The 25,640-nt window shown below is 36.3% G+C and carries 22 protein-coding genes; 11 read left to right on the top strand and 11 right to left on the bottom strand.

All coding sequences use genetic code 11. The features are described 5' to 3' along the window. Nucleotides 1–22: 22 nt before the first annotated feature. Nucleotides 23–1,474 carry an SGNH/GDSL hydrolase family protein gene (locus tag RCH13_RS11675; RefSeq protein WP_326987425.1) on the bottom strand — a complete coding sequence of 484 codons (1,452 nt, stop codon included), beginning with the start codon at nt 1,472–1,474 and terminating at the stop codon, nt 23–25. A gap of 9 nt (nt 1,475–1,483) precedes the next feature. Next, nucleotides 1,484–2,722 (bottom strand): OmpP1/FadL family transporter, encoded by a 1,239-nt coding sequence (locus RCH13_RS11670; RefSeq protein WP_326987424.1) that lies wholly within the window; start codon nt 2,720–2,722, stop codon nt 1,484–1,486. A 390-nt stretch (nt 2,723–3,112) separates the two neighbouring features. On the opposite strand from RCH13_RS11670, the gene RCH13_RS11665 reads away from it, so the two are divergent. From RCH13_RS11665 to RCH13_RS11645, 5 genes are all read left to right on the top strand, one after another. Then, a complete protein-coding gene (locus tag RCH13_RS11665; RefSeq protein ID WP_326987423.1) occupies nt 3,113–4,432 on the top strand; it encodes a PSP1 domain-containing protein in 1,320 nt (439 codons plus the stop codon). Beyond that, nucleotides 4,359–4,889, top strand: a complete 531-nt coding sequence (locus RCH13_RS11660; protein ID WP_442784631.1) for a gliding motility lipoprotein GldH — start codon at nt 4,359–4,361, stop codon at nt 4,887–4,889. The genes RCH13_RS11665 and RCH13_RS11660 overlap by 74 nt, the downstream gene beginning before the upstream one ends. An 8-nt stretch (nt 4,890–4,897) precedes the next feature. After that, nucleotides 4,898–7,279 (top strand): penicillin-binding protein 1A, encoded by a 2,382-nt coding sequence (locus RCH13_RS11655; RefSeq protein ID WP_326987421.1) that lies wholly within the window; start codon nt 4,898–4,900, stop codon nt 7,277–7,279. A gap of 74 nt (nt 7,280–7,353) precedes the next feature. Next, on the top strand, nt 7,354–8,898 hold the full coding sequence (locus RCH13_RS11650) for a protein adenylyltransferase SelO (protein ID WP_326987420.1): 1,545 nt from the start codon (nt 7,354–7,356) through the stop codon (nt 8,896–8,898). 12 nt (nt 8,899–8,910) lie between these two features. Next, entirely contained in the window at nt 8,911–10,203 is a 1,293-nt protein-coding gene (locus RCH13_RS11645; protein WP_326987419.1) for a DUF6080 domain-containing protein, read from the top strand. Nucleotides 10,204–10,206: 3 nt separating this feature from the next. Here RCH13_RS11645 and RCH13_RS11640 read toward each other — a convergent pair whose 3' ends face one another. Further along, nucleotides 10,207–10,710 carry a superoxide dismutase family protein gene (locus RCH13_RS11640; RefSeq protein ID WP_326987418.1) on the bottom strand — a complete coding sequence of 168 codons (504 nt, stop codon included), beginning with the start codon at nt 10,708–10,710 and terminating at the stop codon, nt 10,207–10,209. 149 nt (nt 10,711–10,859) lie between these two features. On the opposite strand from RCH13_RS11640, the gene RCH13_RS11635 reads away from it, so the two are divergent. Both RCH13_RS11635 and RCH13_RS11630 read left to right on the top strand, forming a co-directional pair. Then, on the top strand, nt 10,860–13,082 hold the full coding sequence (locus RCH13_RS11635; RefSeq protein WP_326987417.1) for a TonB-dependent receptor: 2,223 nt from the start codon (nt 10,860–10,862) through the stop codon (nt 13,080–13,082). A gap of 109 nt (nt 13,083–13,191) precedes the next feature. Continuing rightward, on the top strand, nt 13,192–13,833 hold the full coding sequence (locus RCH13_RS11630) for a hypothetical protein (RefSeq protein ID WP_326987416.1): 642 nt from the start codon (nt 13,192–13,194) through the stop codon (nt 13,831–13,833). Nucleotides 13,834–13,920: 87 nt separating this feature from the next. On the opposite strand, the gene RCH13_RS11625 is transcribed toward RCH13_RS11630, so the two are convergent. Continuing rightward, nucleotides 13,921–14,460 carry a hypothetical protein gene (locus RCH13_RS11625; protein ID WP_326987415.1) on the bottom strand — a complete coding sequence of 180 codons (540 nt, stop codon included), beginning with the start codon at nt 14,458–14,460 and terminating at the stop codon, nt 13,921–13,923. Nucleotides 14,461–14,760: 300 nt separating this feature from the next. Between RCH13_RS11625 and mnmA the strand changes: the two genes are divergently transcribed. Continuing rightward, complete coding sequence (gene mnmA / locus RCH13_RS11620) at nt 14,761–15,948, top strand: tRNA 2-thiouridine(34) synthase MnmA (RefSeq protein ID WP_326987414.1); 1,188 nt, start codon at nt 14,761–14,763, stop codon at nt 15,946–15,948. Between the two features lie 8 nt (nt 15,949–15,956). Here mnmA and RCH13_RS11615 read toward each other — a convergent pair whose 3' ends face one another. From RCH13_RS11615 to RCH13_RS11585, 7 genes are all read right to left on the bottom strand, one after another. Continuing rightward, entirely contained in the window at nt 15,957–16,439 is a 483-nt protein-coding gene (locus RCH13_RS11615; protein WP_326987413.1) for a PIN domain-containing protein, read from the bottom strand. Next, complete coding sequence (locus RCH13_RS11610) at nt 16,436–17,203, bottom strand: hypothetical protein (RefSeq protein WP_326987412.1); 768 nt, start codon at nt 17,201–17,203, stop codon at nt 16,436–16,438. Before RCH13_RS11610 ends, RCH13_RS11615 begins: the two co-directional genes overlap by 4 nt. A 434-nt stretch (nt 17,204–17,637) precedes the next feature. After that, the gene (locus RCH13_RS11605) at nt 17,638–18,381 is read right to left on the bottom strand and encodes a LytR/AlgR family response regulator transcription factor (protein WP_326987462.1); all 744 of its coding nucleotides are present in this window, start codon (nt 18,379–18,381) and stop codon (nt 17,638–17,640) included. 36 nt (nt 18,382–18,417) lie between these two features. Further along, entirely contained in the window at nt 18,418–18,708 is a 291-nt protein-coding gene (locus RCH13_RS11600) for a 2TM domain-containing protein (protein WP_326987411.1), read from the bottom strand. 301 nt (nt 18,709–19,009) lie between these two features. Then, nucleotides 19,010–20,326 (bottom strand): 2TM domain-containing protein, encoded by a 1,317-nt coding sequence (locus RCH13_RS11595; protein WP_326987410.1) that lies wholly within the window; start codon nt 20,324–20,326, stop codon nt 19,010–19,012. 82 nt (nt 20,327–20,408) lie between these two features. Further along, nucleotides 20,409–20,699: a 2TM domain-containing protein gene (locus RCH13_RS11590; RefSeq protein ID WP_326987409.1), complete on the bottom strand. Its 291-nt coding sequence runs from the start codon at nt 20,697–20,699 to the stop codon at nt 20,409–20,411. 161 nt (nt 20,700–20,860) lie between these two features. Further along, nucleotides 20,861–22,981: a carboxy terminal-processing peptidase gene (locus tag RCH13_RS11585; protein WP_326987408.1), complete on the bottom strand. Its 2,121-nt coding sequence runs from the start codon at nt 22,979–22,981 to the stop codon at nt 20,861–20,863. Between the two features lie 134 nt (nt 22,982–23,115). Between RCH13_RS11585 and surE the strand changes: the two genes are divergently transcribed. The 3 genes from surE to RCH13_RS11570 are packed head-to-tail and all read left to right on the top strand — an operon-like array spanning nt 23,116 to nt 25,634. Next, nucleotides 23,116–23,880 carry a 5'/3'-nucleotidase SurE gene (surE, locus tag RCH13_RS11580; protein WP_326987407.1) on the top strand — a complete coding sequence of 255 codons (765 nt, stop codon included), beginning with the start codon at nt 23,116–23,118 and terminating at the stop codon, nt 23,878–23,880. A 24-nt stretch (nt 23,881–23,904) separates the two neighbouring features. Beyond that, nucleotides 23,905–24,945, top strand: coding sequence for a GMP reductase (locus RCH13_RS11575; RefSeq protein WP_326987406.1), 1,041 nt, complete (start codon nt 23,905–23,907; stop codon nt 24,943–24,945). Nucleotides 24,946–24,974: 29 nt separating this feature from the next. After that, nucleotides 24,975–25,634 carry a hypothetical protein gene (locus RCH13_RS11570; RefSeq protein ID WP_326987405.1) on the top strand — a complete coding sequence of 220 codons (660 nt, stop codon included), beginning with the start codon at nt 24,975–24,977 and terminating at the stop codon, nt 25,632–25,634. Nucleotides 25,635–25,640 lie beyond the last annotated feature (6 nt).

Raw genomic sequence — 25,640 nt, 5'->3', positions numbered from 1 at the left:
TTTCTATTTAATTTTTAAAATCTTAAGGGAAGGTTACTCCGCTAAAACTATTAACATTTACCGATGGTAAGGTAGAACCATATTTCAGATTTATTTCTTTAATAAATTCATTTGCTATTAAAGCATATCCTCTACCAGTAAGGTGAACTCCATCTAGGGAGAAGGTTCCTCCTGTTACAAAGGTCGCTGAATATTTTACACCATCATATTGAATACCTGAAGCTCCAGATAATTGAGCCATTTTCGCATTCGCGTCTACAAATGCAAGACCTTTACTCTCTGCAATAGATTTAATGGCAGCATTGTAAGCGGCAGTAGCAACCGCAACTTTAGCGGCTTCTTTTTCCGTAAGGACGTATTGGTCATCAAGCTGGGTAGATGTTCCACCTCCTTGCTGAAGTACAGATGATGTAGTTAAAAGAATTAAATCCTTTGAAGTGGTTTGTCTGAACGATGGAATTTGTAATGCTGATAAATTGGTTAAATCTTTATCTTTAATTACGGCACCATTAGCAACACCAGCCGTGAATTTAATCAAACGTTGCTGATATTCTGCTTCAGAAAGTAGACCTCCTGCTCTCGCTTGACCTAGTCCGCCATTATATTGTGCATATGCTGCATTTAATTGACCTACTTGAACATCTGTTAAACCAGCAATTGGTTTTGCAGGAACTCGAGTAAAGAAAGGGATTGTAGTGATATTCGGAATATTTGCAAGAACTCCTTTTGCTCCATTTGCGCTGAGTGCATTTACATAGCTAGAAATTACAGAAGCAAGAACTGCTGGATCTGTAATATCATTTGATCCGTAAGTAGCAGGATTAAGGTTTCCTTTTTGATCCACACCGATACCTCCACTTGTAGCATAAGATAAAACATCGTTATTTCCTATCCAAAGAGAGAAAAATGTTGGCGCTTGACTTACCGCATCTCCTATCACTGATGCATTTGCAGAAGATGCAAATCTTACAAAGTAAGGGTTTGCCGCTCCGTTTGCTAATCCTGCAGCGTTACCATATCCCGCAGCTCCTAAGTGAAAAGATTTTGCACCAGGTACGCCCATATTTTGGTACGGTCCACCACCTGATATATTGTCCAAAGCTGCACCGGCAGCGGTTGGTCCCGGACTTAGAGCGCCATTAACTACAGATAATACAAATTTTCCCGCAAAACCAGGTAAATTTGTAAATCCACCAGAGTTATTCGGCATTAATGGTTGTTTAAACATTCCACCCCCTGCAAGCATCATTTGGGATGCAAGCATATTCGGGTAAGATTCATTTTGACCATCAATATATAATGCATTATCACGGTAACCTGAAGTAAGTGAATTTCCTAGTGCCACATATTTACTAAAGTTTGCGCTCCCTTGGGAAACTACAATATCATTTACGTCTGTGTCAAATTCAGTTTCGCAGCTTATCGAAAACAATAAAGTTGATAAAGCGATGCTTGAAATTAATATTTTTTTCATAATTAAATCTTAAAATGCGTTGTAAGATAAACCTAAACCAAAGTAATATGCTTTTGCTTTTGCTTGTCCGTAAAAATTGGTATTCGCGTTATTTACCGCTCTGCTTTTTGGTAGTGCAAGTCCCCCTGCAATATCAACTCCGAAACTTTTTGCCAGTTTAAATCCTAAACCTGCAGTAATAACATTGGAGTCAAATGATGGAGTTTCTGCCTGAAAATTATCATCAGTGTACGGTGATTCATCGTAGTAATAACCGGCACGAGCCGCTATCATGTCGTTGATTTGATATTGGGTACCAACTCTCCAAGTTTGTGTACTTTGGAAATTCTTTGGGCTTACTAAAACAGTTGGATCATTTGGCTGGTTTCCAATTGGTGCATTTGCAAAATCCAAAGTCAAACTATTATATCTGTCCCATCCAGTATAATTAAAGTCTCCAGAAACCATCCATTTTGGCGTAATTTTATAAGTAGCACCAATGGTATATTCGTCAACCAAAGGCAATGTAGCTTTAAATGAATCTTGACCAGAACTGTTTAGACCCAAAGCTGGAAATAATGCTGGAGAAATATTGAAACTAACTGTTCCATTCTCTGCTTCCATGTCTACAGGTGAACGGTAAGCAATACTTACGTCTAATTTGTCCGTAGGTCTGAAATAAAATCCTAAGCCGAATCCACTTCCTGAAGCTTCTTCATCTTTAAGGTTTAGTGTTCCGCCAAGTTGCGTTGCCGCTTTGTCCCAGTTTACACTTCCTTTTGCATAGATATAACTACCTCCAATAGATGCCCAAGGCGCCAATTTAAAAGAGACCATTGGTTGGAAGTAAAAAGCTTTCAATTCTAATCGCTGTACAATTTCTCTCCCTGACCAATCAGAAGGCCACTCTATTGTGCTTCCAAATGGTGTAGAAAAATTGAAACCTACAGATACGTTATCTAAAACCCTATAAGCTACAGCAGCATAAATTGGAGTTCCAATTGGATTATTTGTTTCGTAAGATTCTAGTGTAGATAAATTTTGATACGTTACAATAGATTTTGCACCAAAACCACCAGCTGCTACACTTAATTTAGCGGGAATAAAAGACATTCCTGCAGGATTAAAAAATGTGACACTCGCATCTTCTGCATGTGCACTTGTGTGCGCCATAGCCAATTGTTTTACTCCTTGCAAAGAAACTCTAAAACCTCCTGCTTGAGCTAACATCCCGACTAACAATGCTGTTGTTACAACAATTTTTTTCATATGATCATTATTAATGTGCCAAATATAAAATTATTTTTTAAACAATTGTTAATAAATCATAAATTATTTTCAAACGATGCAATAAATCACTCTTCCGCTTGATTAATTTTCTCTCCTAAAAACGTTCTAAAACCTTAATTTTAGACGTTTTATGAATTTAAAAGAAATCTCAATACAGGAGTTGTTTAATTTAAATGTAAGCCATAATAATGGTTAAAATTTAAACTTTTTATATTATATGATTTGCATAATAATTAATCTTTTATTAAAAATTCCTTAAAAATTTCGTGAAAAATTTAAATTAAATAAAACGAAAGGTGTTAAATGTAAGTCTCTACTGCGGCACAAAATAAATTTGTGCTAAATTTGCAATCATTAATATAATATAATATGAGTTGTGGATGTAAAACATCCGGCGATTCTAGCCATTCATGCGGCACCAAGTCTGCTAATGGTTGTGATAGTGTAAATACCTGCGGAAATAGTTATAAATTAAGTGTTTTTGATTGGCTCTCTAATATCCATAATCCTACAAATACCCAAACAGATTTTGTAGAAGTGAGGTTTAAGAACGATCGAAAACTTTGTTTTAAAAACGTACACAATTTACCGCTCCATATCGGGAGCGTAGTCACAGTAGAATCAAGTCCGGGTTTTGATATAGGAGTAGTGAGTTTAACCGGTGAACTGGTGAAAATTCAAATGAAAAAGAAATTCTTCTCTGAAGATAATACCCAAAAAATTTACCGACTAGCCAACCAAAGAGACATTGAGGTTTGGCAAGATGCCCGAGCGAAAGAAGAACCCATCAAGTTACAAGCGAGGAAAATAGCATATGGGCTTAATCTCAACATGAAAATCACGGATGTGGAATTTCAAGGAGATGGAACCAAAGTTACATTCTACTACACTTCGGAAACGAGAGTAGATTTCCGACAATTGATCAAGGAGTTTGCCACCACTTTCCGCACGAAAATTGACATGAAGCAGATTGGCTTTCGTCAAGAAGCGGCGAAGGTTGGAGGTATTGGATCTTGTGGAAGAGAACTATGCTGTTCTACGTGGCTAACTGACTTTAGATCCGTAAACACCAATGCGGCACGATACCAGCAATTAAGCATTAATCCCCAGAAATTAGCGGGACAATGTGGTAAGTTGAAGTGCTGTTTAAATTATGAATTAGATAGTTATTTGGATGCCTTAAGTGATTTTCCACCCTCTTCCACAACTATTGACACCATAAATGGGAAAGCTTTTTGTATAAAAATCGATGTTTTCAAAAAGAAAATGTGGTTTGCTTATGTAGAAAGATCCATGGCGTGGTATGATTTAGACGTAAAGGATGTTAAAAAATTGATTGCTCAGAATAAAGCTGGCGAAAAAACAGTGCCTTTAGAAGAAGTTCATGTTCCAGATATGCCAGTAAAATCAGTAGATTTAATTCAGGAGAACAATATGGACCGTTTCGAAAGACGAAATAAACCTGTTGGGAAAAATCAGAATCGGAAGAAAACTTCTGGGCCAAAACCTCCACAATCTGGAAAACCAATTCCAAACGCAAATCAGGAGAACAAATCTTCAGAGAATCGTGGCGAAAACAATGGCAAACTATCCGTGGAAAACAATGCACCTCAAAATGCTAAAAATCCAAATCAAAAGCCTTTTAAAAACAAAAAGAAATTTACACCCAAACGTGACAATAATGCATAAGAAATGCGCTGCTTTTCTCGTTCTGTTTTTTCTTGCGAGTTGCATGAACTCATCAGAAAAAGTGCAAATGAAGAACTTGAATGGCACTTGGGATAAAAAAGCAGAACAAAAGTTCGACTTTGCAATTACAGATGCCCAAAATGCGAAAAATATTATATTTGTTGTAAGAAATAATAATGATTACCCTTACAGTAACATCCGTTTTTTTGTAAACTTAATGGACCTTAAAACCAAAAAGAAAATTACAGACACGGTAAATTATACTTTAGCGGAACCCAATGGCGCTTGGATTGGCAGTGGTTTTGGAGACACCAAAGAGACCTTATTTCAGTACAAGTTAAATTATAAATTCCCCGCAAACGGAGATTATACTGTGGGAATTACGCATGCAATGAGGACTGATCAGTTAAAAGGTATTGAAGATATTGGAATTAAAATAGAAACGGTAACACCGTAATTTCATTTATGGAGAATAAAACAAACCCTGGGAATAAAGCAAGGCAAACATTTCCGCTTCCGCCAAAAAAAGTGAAAAACACTGCTTGGAAAAGATGGGTCAAATTTATATGGATGGGCGTAATTGCGCTTGTTTTAGGGATTGCAGGACTATTCTTTGCAGTTTCTCAAGGTTTTCTTGGGGATATGCCCAACGTAAAAGAATTGGAAAATCCAGATATTTATGTGGCTTCTGAAATTTATTCCTCAGATGGAAAACTTTTAGGAAAATTTGAAAAAGAAAAAACGCAACCTGTAACCTATAAAGAATTACCGCCCTATTTAATTTATGCCTTACAAGCCAAAGAAGATGAGCGTTTTAAAGAACACTCTGGGATTGATTTGCAATCCGTTGCCAGAGCCGTAGTTTATGGTGGAAACCGAGGTGGCGGATCTACTATTACGCAGCAACTTTCAAAACTATTGTTCACGGGTAACGCATCGCAAAATAAAATCCAGCGGGTTTTTCAGAAATTGAAAGAATGGGTAGTTGCCGTGAGTTTAGAGAAGAGATATACGAAAGAAGAAATCATCACCCTTTATTTCAATAAGTTCGATTTCCTTTATAATGCGAATGGAATTGAAATGGCGTCTCGTATTTATTTCAACAAGTCTGCATCTAAATTAACTCTGCCGGAGGCTGCAATTTTTGTGGCAATGCTAGAAAATCCTGTGAAAAATAATCCCATGCGGAATATGGAACGCGCAAAAGCGAGGAGAGATGTCGTATTGGATCAAATGTTAAAGACAGGTTATCTAGACCAAGAAAACTACAATAAAGCAGTTGCTACTGATATTGTTTTGGATTATCAACCCATAAAATCCATTGACGAAGGTTATTCTGCATATTATAAATCTTACCTAAGAAAAGAAATTACCAATTATCTAAACGATTATGAAAAGAAAACGGGTAAGACTTTAAACTTATACAAAGACGGTCTGAAAATTTACATTACCCTTGATTCAAAAATGCAAAAATATGCAGAAGAAGCAATCAAGGAACACTTAACAGATCTTCAGCAGCGGTTTGATGCTGAACAGCGTGGCAGAAAACAAGCCCCTTTTTATCTCATCAATGATGAACAAATCAGCAGCATCATGTTAAGCGCTATGAAACGAACTGGACGTTATAAACAGTTGAAAAATGCTGGCGTATCTGAAGATTCCATTATGTTGGATTTTAAAAAACCGATTAAAACATCCAGATTTACTTGGAAAGGAGAAGAGGAAGTAGAAATTTCGCCTTGGGATTCTATCCGCTATCACAAACAAATTGCACAAGCTGGTTTAATGTCCATGGTTCCCGGAACTGGGGAGATTAAAGCTTGGGTGGGTGGAATAAACTGGCAGCATTTTCAGTATGATCACATCAAGCAAGGTAAAAGACAGGTTGGATCTACTTTCAAACCTTTCGTTTATGCTACAGCGATTATGAAATTAGGAATGACTCCTTGCTCCACGGTTTCGAATGCAACCTACAGAAAAGGAACTTGGACTGTAGAAGGATCTGGGGGAAGTTTAACACTTCGGGATGCTTTGGCAAATTCCAAAAATCCTGTTGCAGTTCGTTTAATTGAAATGACTACACCAAAAAGCGTCATCCAAACCGCAAGAGATTTAGGAGTAACAGAAGAAATTCCGAATGAATATGCAGTTGCTTTAGGTTCTTCAGATATTACGATTTTTGAAATGTTAGGAGCATACAGCACTTTTGCCAACTATGGTAATTACATCAAACCCGAAATGATTTGGAGGATTGAAGACGCAAACGGACGTGTGATAAAAGAAGTGAAGCCAGTCTTGAAAGAAGTAATGAATGAATTGTACGCCTATACCATGATTGATTTAATGAAAGGCGTTGCAGAATATGGAACTGCTTCTGGAGAACTGGGCCGAAAAGGTATTCCAAAAACCACAGAAATTGCAGGTAAAACAGGTACCACTCAAAATAATTCAGATGGTTGGTTTATGGGAATTACTCCAAATTTAGCCACCGGTGTTTGGGTCGGATGGGAAGATCGCGCGACTCACTTCCGCGGAACTGGGGAAGGTCAAGGTGCTAAAATGGCACTTCCGATCTGGGCAATCTTCATGAAAAAAGTTTGGGAAGATAAAGAATTAGGTATTTCTCCTGATGATAAATTTGTAAAACCTTCCAACTGGACCGGCAGCTGTTCCGATCTACAAGGACTTGGTGGGTATGGCGACGATGGCGGCTTGCAAACCATGGAAGAATTAAAAAATCCAGAACCTATAGCACCGGTAATTGTGCCGAAAAAATCTTCAGGAACCCGTGAAGAGACGGTGAATGAAAAAATAAATACGGGTGATGATATTGATTTTAACAAATAAATCAAAATCATTCCCATAGAGAATATCCTTCCAAATTTTTTTGGAAGGATATTTTTTTTAGCGATCTTTGAAATATGAATTTAGACCTCATCCACCAACCTTATTTAGAAAATTTCCCTGGAGATCAATCTGGAGATAAGCAACAAAGACAAACCCCAAAGATGGTTTTTTCTACCACTGAAATTATGGGATTTGACCAAGCTGAATTGATTAGCTTCAATGAAAATTTGGCGGTAGAAATTGGTTTAGGAAAATTGGGAAATAGCCAGGATGAAGATTTTCTTAATGCTTCAAAGCTTCCAGATAATATTAAAACGTACGCAACTGCTTATGCCGGACATCAGTTTGGAAATTGGGCCGGTCAATTAGGTGATGGTCGCGCTATTTTTGCCGGAGAAATTACGAATGAACATGGAAAAAAAACGGAGCTTCAATGGAAAGGAGCCGGTGCAACGCCTTATTCCAGACATGCAGATGGACGTGCCGTTTTAAGATCTTCGATTCGAGAATATTTAATGAGCGAAGCCATGCATCATTTGGGCGTACCGACAACGAGATCACTTTCTCTATCATTTTCCGGTGAAGACATTGTGCGGGACATGATGTATGATGGCAATCCACAGTATGAAAAAGGCGCCGTCATGATGCGAACCGCGGAAAGTTTTTTGCGTTTTGGCCATTTTGAATTGCTTTCCGCCCAGCAAGAAACTGAAACTTTAAAAAAGTTAACAGATTTCACCATTACAAATTACTATGCCGAAATCTCCGAAAACGACCCTCAAAAATATGCCGAATTATTTCAAAAAATTGCAAACCGAACTGCAGATTTAATGGTAGAGTGGTATCGTGTGGGATTTGTACATGGCGTGATGAATACGGATAATATGTCCGCTTTGGGCTTGACCATAGATTACGGTCCCTTTTCTTTTTTGGATGAATATGACTTAAGTTTTACGCCGAACACAACGGATTTACCCGGCAGAAGATATGCTTTCGGAAGTCAAGCCAAAATTGCACAGTGGAATCTCTGGCAATTGGCCAATGCACTTTTTCCCCTCATCAAAGATGAAAAGATTTTAGAAAAAATACTGAATGACTTCACCGAAAACTTTTGGCAGAAACATGATCTCATGATGGCTGATAAATTTGGGTTCAATGAACTTTTAGAAGGCGACGGTGAGTTTTTCACCAATGCTCAAAAAGTAATGGAAGATTTAAAAATTGATTATACTCTTTTCTTTAATAAATTAGAAAGGTTTGAGAATGGAATGAATTTAAAAGATCATTTTCAAGACATTTTTTATCATTTTTTATCTGAGGAAGAATCGTTGCAATTTTCAGAATTTATCAACTTATATTTTAATCGTTTGGCGAAAAATGAAATTTCGAGAGCGGAATCAAATGCCTTAATGGCGAAAACAAATCCAAAATTTATCCTGAGAAATTACTTGCTGTTTGAATGCATACAAGAAATGAATGAAGGAAAAAAGGATCTATTTTTAAAACTTCAGAAGGCTTTGGAAAATCCGTACGAGGAATTATTTCCAGAATTTTCTAAAAAGCGCCCTGCCCTTTATAATGGACAAGTTGGATGCTCCACGCTTTCCTGCAGTTCCTAAAATTGCTTACTTTTGCCGAAATTCTATATTTTGGTTTTCAAAAAAAAATTTTTCGGCTTTCTAAAAACGGTATTTCCCGCCACCAACTTTGAGGCTTTATTGTTTCTGATTTTTCTCACAGGTTATGGAATTTTAGGAACTTCTATCGCGCTGAACTACAGAATTATTTTCGATGACCGCATTCCGTGGGATGCGTACTTTAGTTTCGATAATCGGGCAATCGTGATGACCGGTGGCGGATTTGAAAGACATCCACTTGCGAATTACTTTTTTGATTGGCTCCGAAACTTTGCACTCTGGATTTCTGACGGCAAAAAAGATGAAACTTTTCGCCTGGTTTTAGCCTGGATCAGTAATTTAGCCATCAGTTTAAGCATTGTTCAGATTTATAAATATTTGAAAAACATCATTGGTTTGCCTCAGAAGATCTCCCTGCTGATTCTTGTATTCTATGCCTTTTTCTCCACGAATATTTTGCTCTCTTTCACGCCAGAAACTTATACCTACACGCTGTTCTTCCTCATCCTTTTCAATTATTATACCGCGTTGAAAATGAAAAAAGAAGAAAAAATTCCGGCTACTGCACTTACCTTCGCAACCGTTTTCATTGGGGGATTAACCGTGACCAATGCTTTAAAAGTTTATATTCCATTGCTCTTTGAAAAGAATATTTTTAAAAGTGGAAAAAAAATTGGGAATGCGGTCATTCGCGTAGCGATTTCTGTGGCCGTTTTTGTGCTGCTATTTCTGTACAGAATTGACTTTAAATATCTCAACTTCCTGAATAAATCAGGAGAACAATATGAAAAATTCTCTAAACCGAAAGTCACCCCGATTTGGGATATGATTGCCTCTTGGTTTTTTGGCGGCAACATTCTATTATCAGATTTTGTAACGCGAGATTACCACAACAAAAAGGGCTTTAATTACAAAGCCCTTTTTATGGAAGTTTATCATTCTTGGTTGCCGTACGTATTGATTGCAACGTTAGTACTGATGATTATTTGGTCTTACGTGAAAAATTTTAAGAACAAATTGGTGCAGATTTTAATGATATCCTTTTTTGTTGATATCCTCATTCACTGCATCCTAAAATTTGGTTTACACACTTCTTACATCTACGGTGGACACTTTGTTTTTGTGTATCCGCTGCTTCTCGGGTGGTTATTTTTCACCTATAAAAACAATCCGAAAATTACAACATTCTTGTACGTCTCGGTTTGCTTAATGTGCTCTTATGTAGTGTTCAATAATATTTTTAGAATGGAAGAGTTTTTCTTCTTCTTAAATAAATACTATCAATAAGTTCTACTTAATTTCTACGCAACCTACTCTACCACCAGCATTTCCTGTAGGTTGAGTTTTAAAATCATCTTTATCTGCGTGAACAATAATAGATTTACCGATGATGTTTTTTGCTGGATCATTACAACCGATACACCATTTATCAGTTTTAAAGATTACTCGCGCTGTTCCGTTTTTATCTGCATTTAAGTTTCCAATATCTCCCATGTGGAAAGCTGCGGTGTCCCATTTTCCGTGATCCATGGTTGTTGGATTCCAGTGTCCGCCTGCAGATGATCCGTCTGCTGCTGAGCAATCCCCTTTTTCATGTATATGAACCGCGTGAATTCCTGGGGTTAGTTTGTAAACGTTTAAGTCCATTTCTACATTTTTACCCGTTTGGGTAAATTTTGCTGTTCCTTGCGTCGCTGTTCCACTTTTAGACATTACCGTGTAGGTTTTAGTGGTTGTACATGATACCGCGAAAAGTGCTGCACCAAAAAGAACTGAAAGAGTTGTAATTTTCATAATAATATTTTTAGAAAGTTAGTCATTTTCAAAGCGAATCGAATTGACGGGAATCATGATTGCAATTCAGTAAGCAAAAACTGCCATTCAGCAACAAAATTTTTTAGCAAAAGGTATTCCGTACTAGATTTGAAGTATAAAATTATACCATGCAAAGCTTTATCCTACACAAAGTTTTATTATTGATTGCTATTTTGATGGGCTTCTTTCTCCAGTCTCAAGTGCAAATCTCTGGTAAAGTCAACTTCAAAAATAAAGGAGCACAAGAAATTTCAGTCACGCTGAAAAATACTTACGAGGGTGCAACCACAAATTCCGAGGGAAATTACACTTTTTCTACAGCGGAAAAGGGTCCACACATTTTAGTTTTTACGAATCCAAAATTTGTGGAAGTTGAAAAAGAGATCAATATTGCAGAGTCTAATCTCACTCAAAACATAGATTTAAAAGAAGAGATTTCAGAGATTGATGCCGTGGTAATTTCAGCAGGTTCCATCGAAGCGAGTGATAAAAAACGCGCAACCGCACTTTTGACTCCTATAGATATTTATACCACGGCAGGAGCAAATGGCCAGATTTCCTCCGCTTTGGAAACACTTCCCGGTGTGCAGAAAATTGGGGAGACTGAAGGATTATTTGTTCGCGGTGGAACGGGAACGGAAACCAAATTTTTTATGGATGGTAACCTGGTTAATAATTTTTTCGGTAATTCAATTCCGGGCGTGAAGTCTATGGATAGACTCAATACTTCTTTATTTAAAGGCAATGTATTCTCGAGTGGCGGTTATTCCGCCTTATATGGCCAAGCTTTATCTTCGGTTTTGGTTTTAGAAAGTATTGATTTTCCCGAAAGAAATTCTGTAGATATTGGAATTTCGCCCATCTTCCTCAATGCAGGATTTCAAAATGTGAACGAAGAAAAAACCAAATCCTTTGGAATTTCTGCAGGCTATTCTAACATTGGATTGATGACCAAAATCATCAAATTCAACAATGGGTTTACGAAAGCACCTGAAGGTTTTGGTACCAATTTCAATTTCAGGCTTAAAAATAAAGGCGGTGGAATTTTAAAATATTACGGCAGCTTTGATGCAAATAGAATTGGACTACAAGAAGAAAGCTTAGAGCCCGATGTTGATTTTGACCAAACCGATTTGAAAGGGAAAAACACCTTCCACAATCTTTCTTTCCGGCAAAAATTTGGAAAGTATGTTTTGAACCTAGGAAGTTCCTACACCTACAATAGCAGCTTGATCAACCTCCGTAATTCTTTGCAAAATGTAGATTTCAACCGTAATACCATAGACAATGAGGGAAATTACTTCAACGCAAAAGGAATAATAGAAAGAAAAATTAATAAAATATCAGCGGTAAGAGCAGGTTTAGAATGGAATAAAACCAAGGAAACCACCAGAATTTCATTGGCTCCAAGTCCTTATGAATTTAAAGATGCCATTTCCTCCCTTTTTGCCGAAACAGATTTGGGATTTAGCAATAACCTCTCGGCTAAAATTGGTCTGCGTTCAGAATATTCCTCCGCTTTAGATCAATGGAATATTGCACCTCGATTTGCCATGGCCTACAGAATCTCTAAAAACTGGACAAGTTCATTGGCATACGGAATTTTTTATCAAAATCCAGAAAGCAAATTTTTTGGCCCAAATGTTTTAGATTACCAACGTGCTGAACACTACATTTTACAAGTTCAAAAATCTTCTGAAGGTCGCAGTTTTCGTGCCGAAGCCTTCTATAAATCCTACGCGGATTTGATTAAAACTAAATTTTTAGATTACAGGGATATTGCCGTTAAAAATAAGGGTGAGGGATTTGCAAAAGGCCTGGAAATTTTTTGGCGAGATAAAAAATCAATCCAGGACATTGATTATTGGATTTCTTACTCATTTCTGGATTCAAAGCGTGATTTTCAAAATTATGATCGAAGTTTATATCCCAGTTTCGCTGCAAAACATACTTTATCGTTAGTCGCAAAAAAGTTTGTTAGTACCTGGAAAACTGGATTTAATATGTCTTATACTTATGCTTCCGGGCGACCTTATTATAACTTCCGACCAGATAATGAAGGTAATTTCTTTTTAGGTAATAATGGGAAGCTGAAAGATTTCAGTTCATTAAATTTCAGTTTTAATTACTTACCCAATTTAGGAAAAAAGGACGCAAAATCTTTTACGGTCCTTGTCCTCGCAATTAACAATGTTTTAAATCAGAAAAATATTTATGGCTACAATTTCTCTGCAGACGGATCCAGAAGCAGAGCTGTTTTACCGTCCGCAAACACTTTTATTTTTATCGGAGCCTTCATCAGTTTTGGTATAGACAGAACCGAAGATGCCATTAATAATAATCTGCAATAACCATTCAGAAATCAAAATCAACCCTTCAGAAAAAAAGAATTTCACCAACAGATTTCAGACAATACCTTTGGCTCATCAAAAAGATAACAACCCCTAAAAATGTAACACCATGAAAAAATTAATGTTAATCTTCGCGCTTATTATTGCTACAAGCAGCTTTGCTCAAACTGGATTTGAAAAAATCATGACTGAAAAAACGGCAAAATTGGAACATGCCAAAACACCAGAAGAACTTGGAGCGATTTCGAACGACTTTACCAGAATAGGCGAAAAAGAGAAAACGCAATGGCTCCCTTTCTATTACGCCGCCCATTCTACCATAGAAAAAGGCAGACTTTTAATGAGAACCGGAAATGTTGCTCAATTGGATCCCATTGCAGCAGAAGCACAGAAAAGTTTAAATAAAGCCAGTGAATTGAGCAAGGAAAATGCGGAAATTTTAATCTTGCAAAAAATGATACACGGTTTAAAAATGATGGTTGATCCGCAAGGAAGATTTATGAGCGAAGGAATGTTGGGCGAAGAAGCCTTAGGAAAAGCTGAAAAATTAGACCCCGAAAATCCACGCATCACTTTGTTGAAGGCCGAAGACACCTACTTTGTTCCGGAACAATTTGGTGGCAGCAAAACAAAAGGGCTGCAATTATTTCAAAAGTCTCTGGATCAGTTTAAAGTGTACCAACCAAAATCTGCAATGCATCCAACTTGGGGAAGAGCTGAAGCAGAATATTTTTTGGCGAGCAAACCTTAAACTTTACTTCTAAAGAAAAATCTCCTGAAATTCAGGAGATCTTTTTGTTGTTAAGATTTATGAAGTTGCTCTGTTCCGGCTATTTTTTTAAAGTCCAAAAACAACACCTACACTGGGAATAAATCCACTTCCAAATACAGATTTTTCTTTATCATAAAGAACATTATACATTCCGCCAATTTGCAAATAGGCGCTTCCCCCAATTTTCTGCATGTAACCGCCACCAAGGTAAAGCGCGGCTTCGTCTCCCGAATATTTTTGGTCTGTGAACTTATTTTTCTGAGTGAAAAAATACTCCTGAAACATGCCGCTCAAATAAAAATTCCTTGCGATGTAATAGTTAACGTAAGGTCCAACACCAAAGGTGGTAGCGGTAAAATATTCCGAATTAGACCAAGTGAAGTTCGTGGCTAAACCGCCTTCTAAATTAGGCATAATTTTATAGCCCACTCTGGGCGAAAGGTAAACAGAAGTGCCACTGTTTCCACTGCCGAAAGTTCCACCAAGTCCAGCCGAGCCGCCAAAAGTCCACTTTGAACTTTCTCCCCCAATATTGCTGGATGTTCTGATCTGAGCATATATTGAGGTTCCGGTTATTAATAATAAAAGCAGAATAAATTTTTTCATATTTTGAATATTTAGCAACTCAAAAGTAAGGCTTTTTTTGAAATCGAAAACTTCTATAATTCCTATGCGATTTCAATTCTATCCAGCGTAAAATTTTTAAGAAATGAACAACAATTGCTTCTAGCCCCGATTGGGACGGCATCCTTTTTATTTTTTTCGGAAAAATAAAAAGATAGAGTGGAAAGCGGGACGAGTCTTGAAAGAAGCGAAACTCTTCTTGCTCCTTAGAAAAGTGCTTTTAATATCGTAAATTTGCGCCTCACTAAAGAGCATCCTTGAAATGCTTTATAAAATGAACCTATGAAAATTGTAGTTGGACTTTCTGGAGGGGTAGATTCCAGTGTTGCAGCGTATTTGCTGCAGAAACAAGGGCATGAAGTGATCGCGCTTTTTATGCGAAACTGGAATGATGCCTCCGTTACTTTGGAGGATGAATGTCCCTGGATTGAAGACAGTAATGATGCTTTGATGGTGGCGCAAAAACTCGGAATCCCTTATCAGGTGATTGATATGAGCGAATTGTATAAGGAGAAAATCGTGGATTATATGTTCGAGGAATATAAAAAAGGCCGAACGCCGAATCCTGATGTTTTGTGTAACCGTGAAGTGAAGTTTGACGTGTTCATGAAAACAGCCTTATCACTTGGTGCTGAGAAAGTTGCAACGGGACATTACGCACAGGTGAATTCTACTCTTGACGAAAATGGAAAAGAAATTTTTCACCTTTTGGCGGGAGCAGATAACAATAAAGATCAGTCGTATTTCCTGTGTCAGTTGAATCAGGATCAGTTGTCGAAATCTTTGTTCCCAATTGGAGCATTGACGAAACCTGAAGTTCGGGAAATCGCCAGAGAAATGGGTTTGGTGACGGCAGATAAAAAGGATTCGCAAGGTTTATGTTTTATCGGAAAAGTGAGTTTACCAACTTTTCTACAACAACAGCTGGAACCAAAAGAAGGTGAAATTGTAGAGATTTTTAAAGATTTCCCCGGTTTTCATCACAAAACGCCTCAATTTTCTTCAAAATTGGAAGAATTGCAATTTCTTTCTCAGAAAATAAAATACGAAAAATCAGACGGAAAAGTAATTGGCAAACATCAGGGTGCTCATTATTTTACAATCGGACAAAGTAAAGGTTTGGGAATTGGCGGACATGTAGAATCTTGCTTTTTGATTTCCAGAGATATCGAAAAAAATATCGTTTTTGTCGGCGAAGGAAGAAATTTCCCGGGACTTTTCAGAAGCGCTTTAAAAATAGAAAACTCAGAAGTTCATTGGGTTCGGGAAGATCTGCGTTTGCAAAATGGCGAATCAATGAACGTAAAAGCCAGAATCCGCTACCGACAAACTTTGGAAGAAGCGACGCTCTATCAATTTGAAGAAGGTTTCTATATCGAGTTTGAAAATCCCCAATCTGCGATTGCAGAAGGACAGTTTGCTGCTTGGTATTTGGGGGATGAGTTGGTGGGAAGTGGTGTGATAAGTTAATTGGGTTACTAAAATAAAATCCCCAAACTTTCTGCCACTGGAATTGTCAAATCTATAAATTCAAAATGTAACCCTTTATTTTGTCTCAACGGTTCAATCATTTTGGGAAGTGCTTTTCTGTCTTTTGTGATAAATGCATCAATTCCTCTATTCTTTATCTGAGCAAAAAGTTTTAAATCATTTATTATAACCTTTCTTTTTTCCAACTCTCTCAAAGGATAATCGTCTTTAAATACTGAAAAGTATTCACCAGAAATTTTAGCATCGCCATAATCAAATTCTAATAATTGCATAGAATTCAATGCCAATAGATTGTCAGGATTATCCGCCACCGCATATTCACTCACAACTATTGTAGATAGAAATAAAACAATATTATTTTCAAGAAAATATTGATAATATTTTACAACATTTTCGTGGTATTCATCATCGGATTTTAATAGTCTAGTAACAAAAGAATTATCTAGAAGGACGCTTTTTATATCCTTCATACGGTGTCGGTTTTTAAACTTTCAATCCAGTTATCTACATTCTTTATTTTGCTCAAATTATATGAGGCTCTTTCAATAACCTTATCTAATAGACTTTTATCAAAAACAGGAAGATATGATATAAATTCAACCAACTTCAAATCGCTAAACTTACCGTCTGATAAGTTTTTCTTACCTGCTACTTTTATTCCATAAGGTTTATATGTTTTTTTATCCCCATTTAAAATTTGTTCTTTAGTAGCAGAAATAGTTAAATTTCCAAATTTTGATGTAGAAATATGAATATTGGGATTTTTTCCACCTTCTTGATAAATCTCACCATAAAGATAAAACTCACTATTATAAAATTGAGGCGAAATCATATTATAAGAAGTTTGAGAATCAATAATTAGTAGTGGTTCTTTTGATAAAGAACTATTAAATTCAATCTTAAAACCTTCTTTAAGAGCTTTTTGTTGAAGCCTATCAATTATTTCTTGTCGTTTATAATCTAAGAAATCCAAAGATTTTCTTTTATTAATCTCAGAAGTCAGACCGTTGAAAAGAATAACGGCAGATATAGGAAGAAAAAATTTATGTTTGGCTGATCCAGACTCAATATCATATGATATTTGTGGTCTAAGTTTTTTTTCATCTCGTGTCGGATACAAGAATGTTTCGATGTCGGATATAACAGTTTTAACCTCGTTAATATCGACGTCTTTAGGGGTTAATGTTTGAGCGAAATTATCAACCCTAATTTCTATGAAACCTTGTTCTTCCACAATCCAAAATTAGCAAAAAAAATATAATTGAACCGATTTTACATATCATTCATTAAAAAAATATAAAATCATATTTATACTGGATTTCATTTATAATATTGCCAATCATAACGAAAGAGTATTAAAATAATGTGTTTGTGAAATTGAGCAAAAAATAAATGCTGATCTGTTCCGTTTTAAAAGAATTTTAAAAATCAGTAGCAACTTCCAAAAAAAAACCAAATGACCAACAAAACAGTAATCGTCGCAGGCGGAACCGGAAATCTTGGGGGCAGAATCATTAAGGAATTACTTAAGAAAGACGTTGAAGTTTGGGTTCACATTCGTTCAAGCAAAATTGGAAGAAAGCCTAGGATGTGCTCGACAAATACTCAAAAAAAATCATGCTCCACTTTAAAAAAGTGTGAACTTAAATTCAGGTTGTCTTTTTCTGGCTAATTACTCAACCAATCCTTAAAATCCTTCACGCGATCGCGACTCACCGTAATTTCCTCTGACGGCTGAAACTCCATTTCTACTTTGTAATAAGGAGAAGTGTGAATGTTATTAATGAAATTGGAGTTGATCATAAACTGTCGGTTCACGCGGAAAAAAATTTTGTCCTCGAGAACTTCTTGCAATTCATCTAAAGTAAAATCGGTGGGAAATGCACGTTCAGAAGTCTGGAGATACACAATTTTATTTTCACTGTAAAAACAAGAAACAGAATCCGTTTGCACCACTTTCAAATTGTAACCAATCTTCACCAAAATCCGAGATAGTTTTTGCTTCTCTTCCTTGATTAAAGATTTAATTTCCAACGTGTTATAATTGGAATCTCCGGGTAAGAAGCTTTTGTATTTTTCCACTGCATTTTCCAAATCTTCTTGCATGATGGGCTTTAATAAATAATCAATGGAATTGAGTTTAAAAGCTTTCAAAGTGTACTGATCAAAAGCCGTGGTGTAAATCATAAAGCTTTTGGTAGCTACCTTTTCGAAAATATCGAAGGACAATCCATCACCTAAAACAATATCAGAAAAGATTAAATCCGGGTGTGGATTATTTTGAAACCACTCCACACCTTCTTCTACAGAATGTAGCGTGGCAACCAATTGTAAATGAGGAATTAAACCAACCAATCGCTCCAGTTTTCTAGCGGCAGGTTTTTCATCTTCTATAATGACCGTCTTGATTATTTTCACCTTTTTAAATTTATAATTGCAAGTCTAAAACTATTTATTTTTATCCATTATTTCCCTAATTTTTCGCTCTTCCCAATCTTTTCCCATTAATATATTGGGCAGGAAAACGCTAATGGCATGTCCCAATAATCCAACGCCCCAAAAAATGGCGGTCCAGTAATTATCCTGATCAGAAAGGGAGGATCCACGCTGTACGCTCTGTCCAATAATGAAGAGGTTTACCAAAAGATAAACGGCTGCATGAATGTAAAACCCTTTGAGTATTTTTACACGCTTTTGAGCTTCTAAATATTTGATTTCGTTCTGGTTAAAATTTTCCATAGTCTTATTTATTAAGTTCTCTGTCCATCATTCTTCTTTCCCAATTTTGATTAAAGAAGAATATTTTAATTGTTTTTAAAATTAATATAAGTCCCCAAATCCAAAAAATCACAGCCCAGTTATTGAATTCTAAAAAATTGCTTTCGCCCACATCACCATAATTTTTGTAATATTTCCAAATGAGATAACCTGTAAGACGAGGACAAAAAATATAAGACTCCCGTAAAATTTCTTGAGTTAAAGAACTCTTTCCCGCGCAATTGAATAATCAAATTCTTTGTTTAATCTATTTTCCATCATATTAGTTTTTTGAATTTTGTCTGTCTAAAATTTTCTGAATCTGTTTCTCTTCCCAGTTTCTTCCAATTCCGAAGGTTTTTAAAGCATGCATAGTTAAGCCAAATCCCCACCCTAACATGGGCCAGACAAACCAAAGATATTTTGGATAAGTGTAAAGATTAATGAATACTAAAAAGGGGATTATAATACAATAGGAGGTCAGGTTACTGTAAAAACCTTTCAATTCTTCAACTCGTTTGGCGGCTTTTTGATAAGCGCTGGACTCTGATGATATTGGCAATGACATGGCGCTAATTTTTTGGGTTAACATGGGAATTTTCACTTTAAAAAAGTCTGGAGATTTCTCTATAAATACATTTTGTTTGGTGAGCAAAGCATAACGCTGTACGATATTCGAAAGCCCTATTCCTGCGCTTTCTTTCACTTGTTCTCGCTGTTGCAAATTATTTTCGATAAGCAAATATCCGTTTTCAGAATAAATTTCTATGTGCAATGGTTTCGATGAAGTGGCAAAATTATGTTTGATGCAGTTTTCCAGTAATAATTGCAGAGAAAGGGGAACAACATAAGATTTCAGCGTATTTTCATCCATCTGGAAGTCAAAACTAACACTGTCTTCAAATCGAGTTTCCAGCAGATTGCAATAGGTTTTTGCAAATTCTATCTCTTCTTCTACCGTCACCAATTCTTTATCTTTCTGCTCCAGAACATAGCGGTAGATTTTAGACATCGAAGCTGTAAATCTTTGTGCCTGAGTCGGGTTTTCATCAATTAATGAACTCAGAACATTTAGAGAGTTAAAAAGAAAATGGGGATCGAGCTGATTTTTTAAACTCTCAAACTGCGCATTGGCGGATTTTGCAATTAATTTCTGTTCTACTACTTCTTTTCGGGTAGATTTTTTCCATTCTTCGATGAAGCCTTTCGCATGCAAGATAGCAGAAATTAGAAGGGCAATATTAATCATGAGCCAATTAAAAAAGCCCATATCACCTGAAAAAAATAGAGAAGAATCATGTTTCTGAAATACGATAAAATTAATGTAGTTACAGAAAAGCACCAAAATTACATTTACAAAAATAGTAGAAATAACTCCCATGATTGTTCTCATTCGGGTTTGGTCCACCCAGGAGTATTTGGTATTCAAATAATCATTAGCAACTCCATTTCCGCCCGCAATCACAAAACTGTATAATCCAGAAATGGAAAGGCTGATCAAGTAATTTTCAAAACTTTTTACATTACTTAAAAGGATGAAAATTCCGGTCCCAATGAGCAAGGCAATCCACAAAATTGTTAAAAAACTTTTTTTGGTCATGATTTAAAAATTTTTCTAAAAAATTCTTGTCGAAGCGAGCGCTTCTGTAGGGTAAATTTAATTATAAATTAAAGCCTGAAAATTATTTACGCAATATTTTTTGAATTTCTTTTTCTTCCCAATTTTTGCCTAAGATAAAGTCTTGTCCAAAAACTGACATTCCGTGTACAGCCAAACCGATCCCCCAGAACAATGCCGTCATGTAAGGTTTAGAAGTTAATAAACTGCTTACATTATCAACAGCGCATCCTGCAATGATGATCGCATTTACGGCCAAATAAATAGTCGCGTGAACATAAAATCCTTTTATACTTTTTACTCTTTTTTGCGCTTGTGAAAATCTTTCTTCCTGATTAAAATGGTGCGTTTCCATGAGATGTGTATTTGTTTGTTGTTATTTGATGGAGTAAAGGTATTCTCTGCCTCAAATGTTTTCAACAATTTTCTACTGAACCGTAGATTTAACTTGCTGACTGGTACAAAATAAAAAAAACCATCGGGATTTCCGATGGTTTTATGCTGATTTGAGTGTTTCTATTTCATGGAAGCTACTACATTTACGGCCTCTTGCAGATAAAGATCTCGCTGCAAATTCTTGCGCCAGTTTTCAGTTTTCTTACTGAAGGCTTCGTCAGTTTTTTCCCGCAGTACTTCATCTGTATTTAAAGTAAATTTCAATCCATTATTGAATTTATCCAACACTTTAAATTTCTTAATTTGGGCTTTACGCACCTTCATCACTTCATTAAATTTATCTTGCTGCAGAGAAATGGTTTCCTCTTTATCCAAATTTTCTTTCCATTGTGCAGATTCCTGAATGAGCTGATAATTTTTATTTGTTTCTAAACGCCCTTTTGTTTCCGCTTCCAGCGCTTTCAAGGAGAAATAATTAACCGGAGTATAACTTACCGCTGGAATTTTATCCCAAGCCAAAGCATAATCATCATACCGCTCGCCTACTTCAATATAGGTGAAAAAATCATTCATTTTAATATCAGATTCTATTCCTTTTCTCTGCGTAGATTCGCCGGAAACTCTGTAAAATTTTTGAATGGTCAATTTTAGAGAGCCAAAATCATCATTTGTATTTAAAAATCGATTTAAATCTACAAAGGTCTGAACTGTTCCTTTTCCAAAAGATTGTGGTGATCCGATGGTTAATCCTCTTCCATAATCTTGCATCGCTCCCGCTAAAATCTCTGAGGCTGAAGCAGAAAGTTCATTCTGCATAATTACCAAAGGACCCGTCCAAAGAGGGGTATTTGTTTTATTTCTAAGCGTATTTATTTTTCCATCGCCGCTTTTTACTTGTACGTAAGCTCCAGCATTCATAAATAATCCCATGATATCGCCAACTTCTGTTAAACTTCCGCCGCCGTTATTTCTCAGGTCTAAAATAACACCTTCTACATTTTGTGCTTTTAGTTTAATCAATTCGTTTTTAATGTCGTCTGAAGCATTTCTTCCTTTCGCATCTTCAAAATCGGCATTAAAACTTGGCAAACTGATGAGCCCATATTTTTTACCTTTTGGTGAATTGACAATAATACTTCTGGCAAAGGTGTCTTCAATGGCTACTTCTTCCCGAATCATCGTCACATCTTTAACCGATTTATCTTTTTTCTCTACCGTTAAAGTCACTTTAGTTCCTTTTTCTCCGCGAATCAGTCGCACAGCTTCGTCAGAAAGCATTCCAACAACATTTACGGTTTCTTCATTCGGTTTAGATCTTACTTTTAAGATTTTGTCACCTTCCGTAAGTTCTTTGGATTTCCAGGCAGGTGCGCCAATCGTTAATGCACCTAAATATAAGTTTCCTTTTTTCTCTTGAATAATTGCGCCAATACCGATTACTTTTCCTTTGAACTGCGTATCGAAATCCTCTTTATTTTTCGGAGAGTAATAATTGGTGTGTGGATCAAAAACTTCTGTATAAGAGTTCATATAGACGGTAAACCAATCCATTTTATTTCTTTTCTTAAATCTTCTAAAGGTATCTGTCACCAAATCTTTCACTTCAGCCGTAGCTTTCACCCTTTTCTCATCTTGACTAAGAATTTCAAGTTTGATGGTATCCTTCAGCTTAAATTTCTGTACAGAATCTTTTTTCTCTTTCTGTATTTCTTCTTTCGCAGTTAATGATTCCATTTCCTGCAGAATATTATACTTGATGTATTTTCTCCATTCATCACGCATTTCTTTCGCACTTCCCGGATTATTCTTGATTTTTGGCTCTAGAATAAAAGTTTCATCCTCTTCTAAATTAATGGGCTTGCTTAAAATATCTTGCGTTACTTTATTAATTTCGTCTACCCTTTGGTACAAACGATCTATCGTTAATTTATAGAAAGTAAGATCACCTTGATTCAGGTAATCATCTAATTTGGTTTTGTGTTTCGCAAATTCTTCCATGTCCGATTGCATAAAATAACGCTTAGAAGAATCTACCATTTCAAAATAATGATTATAAACTTCCTGAGAAAAGGCGTCATTGATCGGCTTCGGAGAATAGTGTAAATAACTAAGTGTATTTTTTACACTTACCATGATGGTAGACATTTTTTCGTCATCATTTTTCGGTGTATTAAAGCAGAACACCAAACTGGTAAGCGGAATGAAAAGCAATAATGTATTGAGTTTTAATCTTTTGAACATATAAATATTTAATAACTAATTTGTTAAAAATTTTCCTGTTTTGTTACAGAATTTAAGCAAGTATCAAAATTAATACCTTATTTATATCTGTGCACTATTTTTTAAAGTAAATTTGTGGGAAACCAACTTATTGTATGCAAAAACCCTTGATATTAGTAACCAATGACGACGGAATTACCGCGCCAGGAATTAGAAATCTCGTAGAATTTATGAATGAAATTGGAGAGGTAATTGTAGTCGCTCCAAATTCTCCCCAATCTGGTAAAGGTCATGCGATTACCATTAACGCCACGCTCACTTTTGAAGAAATTAGTTTAGAAGGGCCGCAGAAAGATTATTCGTTAAGTGGAACTCCCGTGGACTGTGTGAAATTTGCTTTGGATAAAATTTTAACCAGAAAACCAGATATCGTAGTTTCAGGAATTAATCATGGCGCCAATTCGTCAATTAACGTCATCTATTCTGGTACCATGAGCGCTGCCGTAGAAGCGGGTGTGGAAGGTTTGCAAGCCATCGGATTTTCTCTCTTGGATTTTTCTTGGGATGCAGATTTTTCTCAGGCCAAAGAATATATTCAGAACATTGTAAAGAAAATTTTAGAGAATCCTTTACCCAAAGGAATAGTGCTCAATGTAAACATCCCTAAACTTTTGAAAGATGAAATAAAAGGCGTGAAGGTTTGCAGACAAGCCAACGCGAAATGGGAAGAAAATTTTGATGAAAGAATTAATCCACATGGAAAAAAATATTACTGGCTTTCTGGATACTTCAATAATATGGATACAGGAGATGATGCTGATGAAACTGCTTTGACAGAAGGTTATATCTCTGTAGTTCCTGTTAAATTTGACTTAACCGCTCATGAATATCTGAAAGATTTAGAAAAAATACTTTCTTAAAATATCCCTTAAAAAAATTGTAAGATGCGCATAGAAAACGAAGTGAAATTAGGTTTCAAAGACGTGATGATTCGTCCAAAAAGATCTACCCTCAAATCACGTTCTCAGGTTAGTTTAGAAAGAAACTTCAGTTTTGTAAATTCTAAGAAAAAGTGGAGCGGAGTGCCGATTATCGCTGCAAATATGGACACGGTAGGAACTTTTGAAATGGCAGCAGCACTTGCGAAACACAACATTATCACCGCGATTCACAAGCATTACACCTTGGAAGACTGGAGCGAATTTCTCAAAAATCAAGACGATTCCATTTTTGATTATATCGCATTAAGTACCGGAATTGGGAAAAGTGATGAAGAGAAAATTCAACAAATTGTAACCGCGCATCCACAAATCAACTTCCTCTGCATCGATGTTGCCAATGGCTATTCGGAACACTTTGTAGATTTTGTAAAGAAAATTCGTCAACAGTTTCCAGATAAAACCATCATCGCGGGAAATGTGGTAACCGGCGAAATGGTGGAAGAATTGATTTTAGCAGGTGCCGACATTATTAAAGTTGGAATCGGACCCGGTTCTGTTTGTACCACGCGCATTAAAACGGGTGTTGGTTACCCCCAACTTTCTGCGATTATTGAATGTGCAGATGCAGCGCATGGACTTGGTGGACATATTATTTCGGACGGTGGATGCAAAATTCCGGGCGATGTAGCAAAAGCTTTCGGCGGCGGTGCAGATTTCGTGATGTTGGGCGGCATGTTTGCGGGTCATGAAGAAAGTGGCGGCGAAATGGTGGAAGAAAACGGAAAAAAATTCAAACTTTTTTACGGCATGAGTTCCCAAACCGCCATGGATAAACATTCTGGCGGAGTTGCAGAATACCGAGCTTCCGAGGGAAAGACCGTAAAAGTTTCTTTTAAAGGAAATGTTTCAGATACGGTAAAAGATATTTTAGGCGGCGTTCGCTCCACGTGTACTTATGTTGGAGCTTCTCAATTGCGGGAGCTTTCAAAAAGAACAACATTCATCCGTGTTTTGGAACAAGAAAATCAGGTCTTTGGTAGCTAAAATTTAGGAATAATTTCATTCTCTTCTCTATGAAAAAAATACTCGTTTTAACCTCGGTTCTCTTTACCATTTTTGTCTTCTCGCAAGAAAGACAAGAAAGCGAAAAAATTATTCAAGAAATTCAACAAGTTAAACAGAGCAATAGCTCTATGAAATTAGTGTGGTGGATTCCCACCGAATATTGGCAAATTGCGATGCAAAAACAGGACAATATTACACAAGCGCAAGTAGATTATATTAAAGATGCCTTTGATCCGTACACCATCATTGTAGCGGGAGATTTTTCTTTGGAACAAAGTTTTACCGGCTTAGAATTTAAGGTGAACAACATTAAAAATTCATTCGCGCTTTTGGATGAGAAATCGGCAAAAGTTCCCCCGCTGAAAGAAAGTGAGATTGATGAAATGGTTGTTCGAATGATTAATGATATTTTAAAACCTCTTTTTGGACAGATGTTAGGAAAAACGGGAACCGGTGTAGAAGTTTTTATTTACAAAAATAGAAATTCAACGGGACAAAAGTTGCTTGATCCCACCAAAAAAGGTGAATTACGAACGAAAGTTGGAGCTGATTTATTTAAATGGACCTTGCCTTTGGTTAGTTTAATGGAAGAGAAAACCTGCAGTATAGATCAAATCAAATTTCCCGGAAATTACCTCTATTGCCCTTTTCACGGAAACAAATTATAATTATTT

It is taken from the genome of Chryseobacterium sp. MP_3.2 (genome assembly GCF_035984805.1).
Taxonomy (GTDB): domain Bacteria; phylum Bacteroidota; class Bacteroidia; order Flavobacteriales; family Weeksellaceae; genus Kaistella.
Note: the sequence above shows the minus strand (reverse complement) of the source record. Positions and strands in the feature narration are given on the sequence as shown.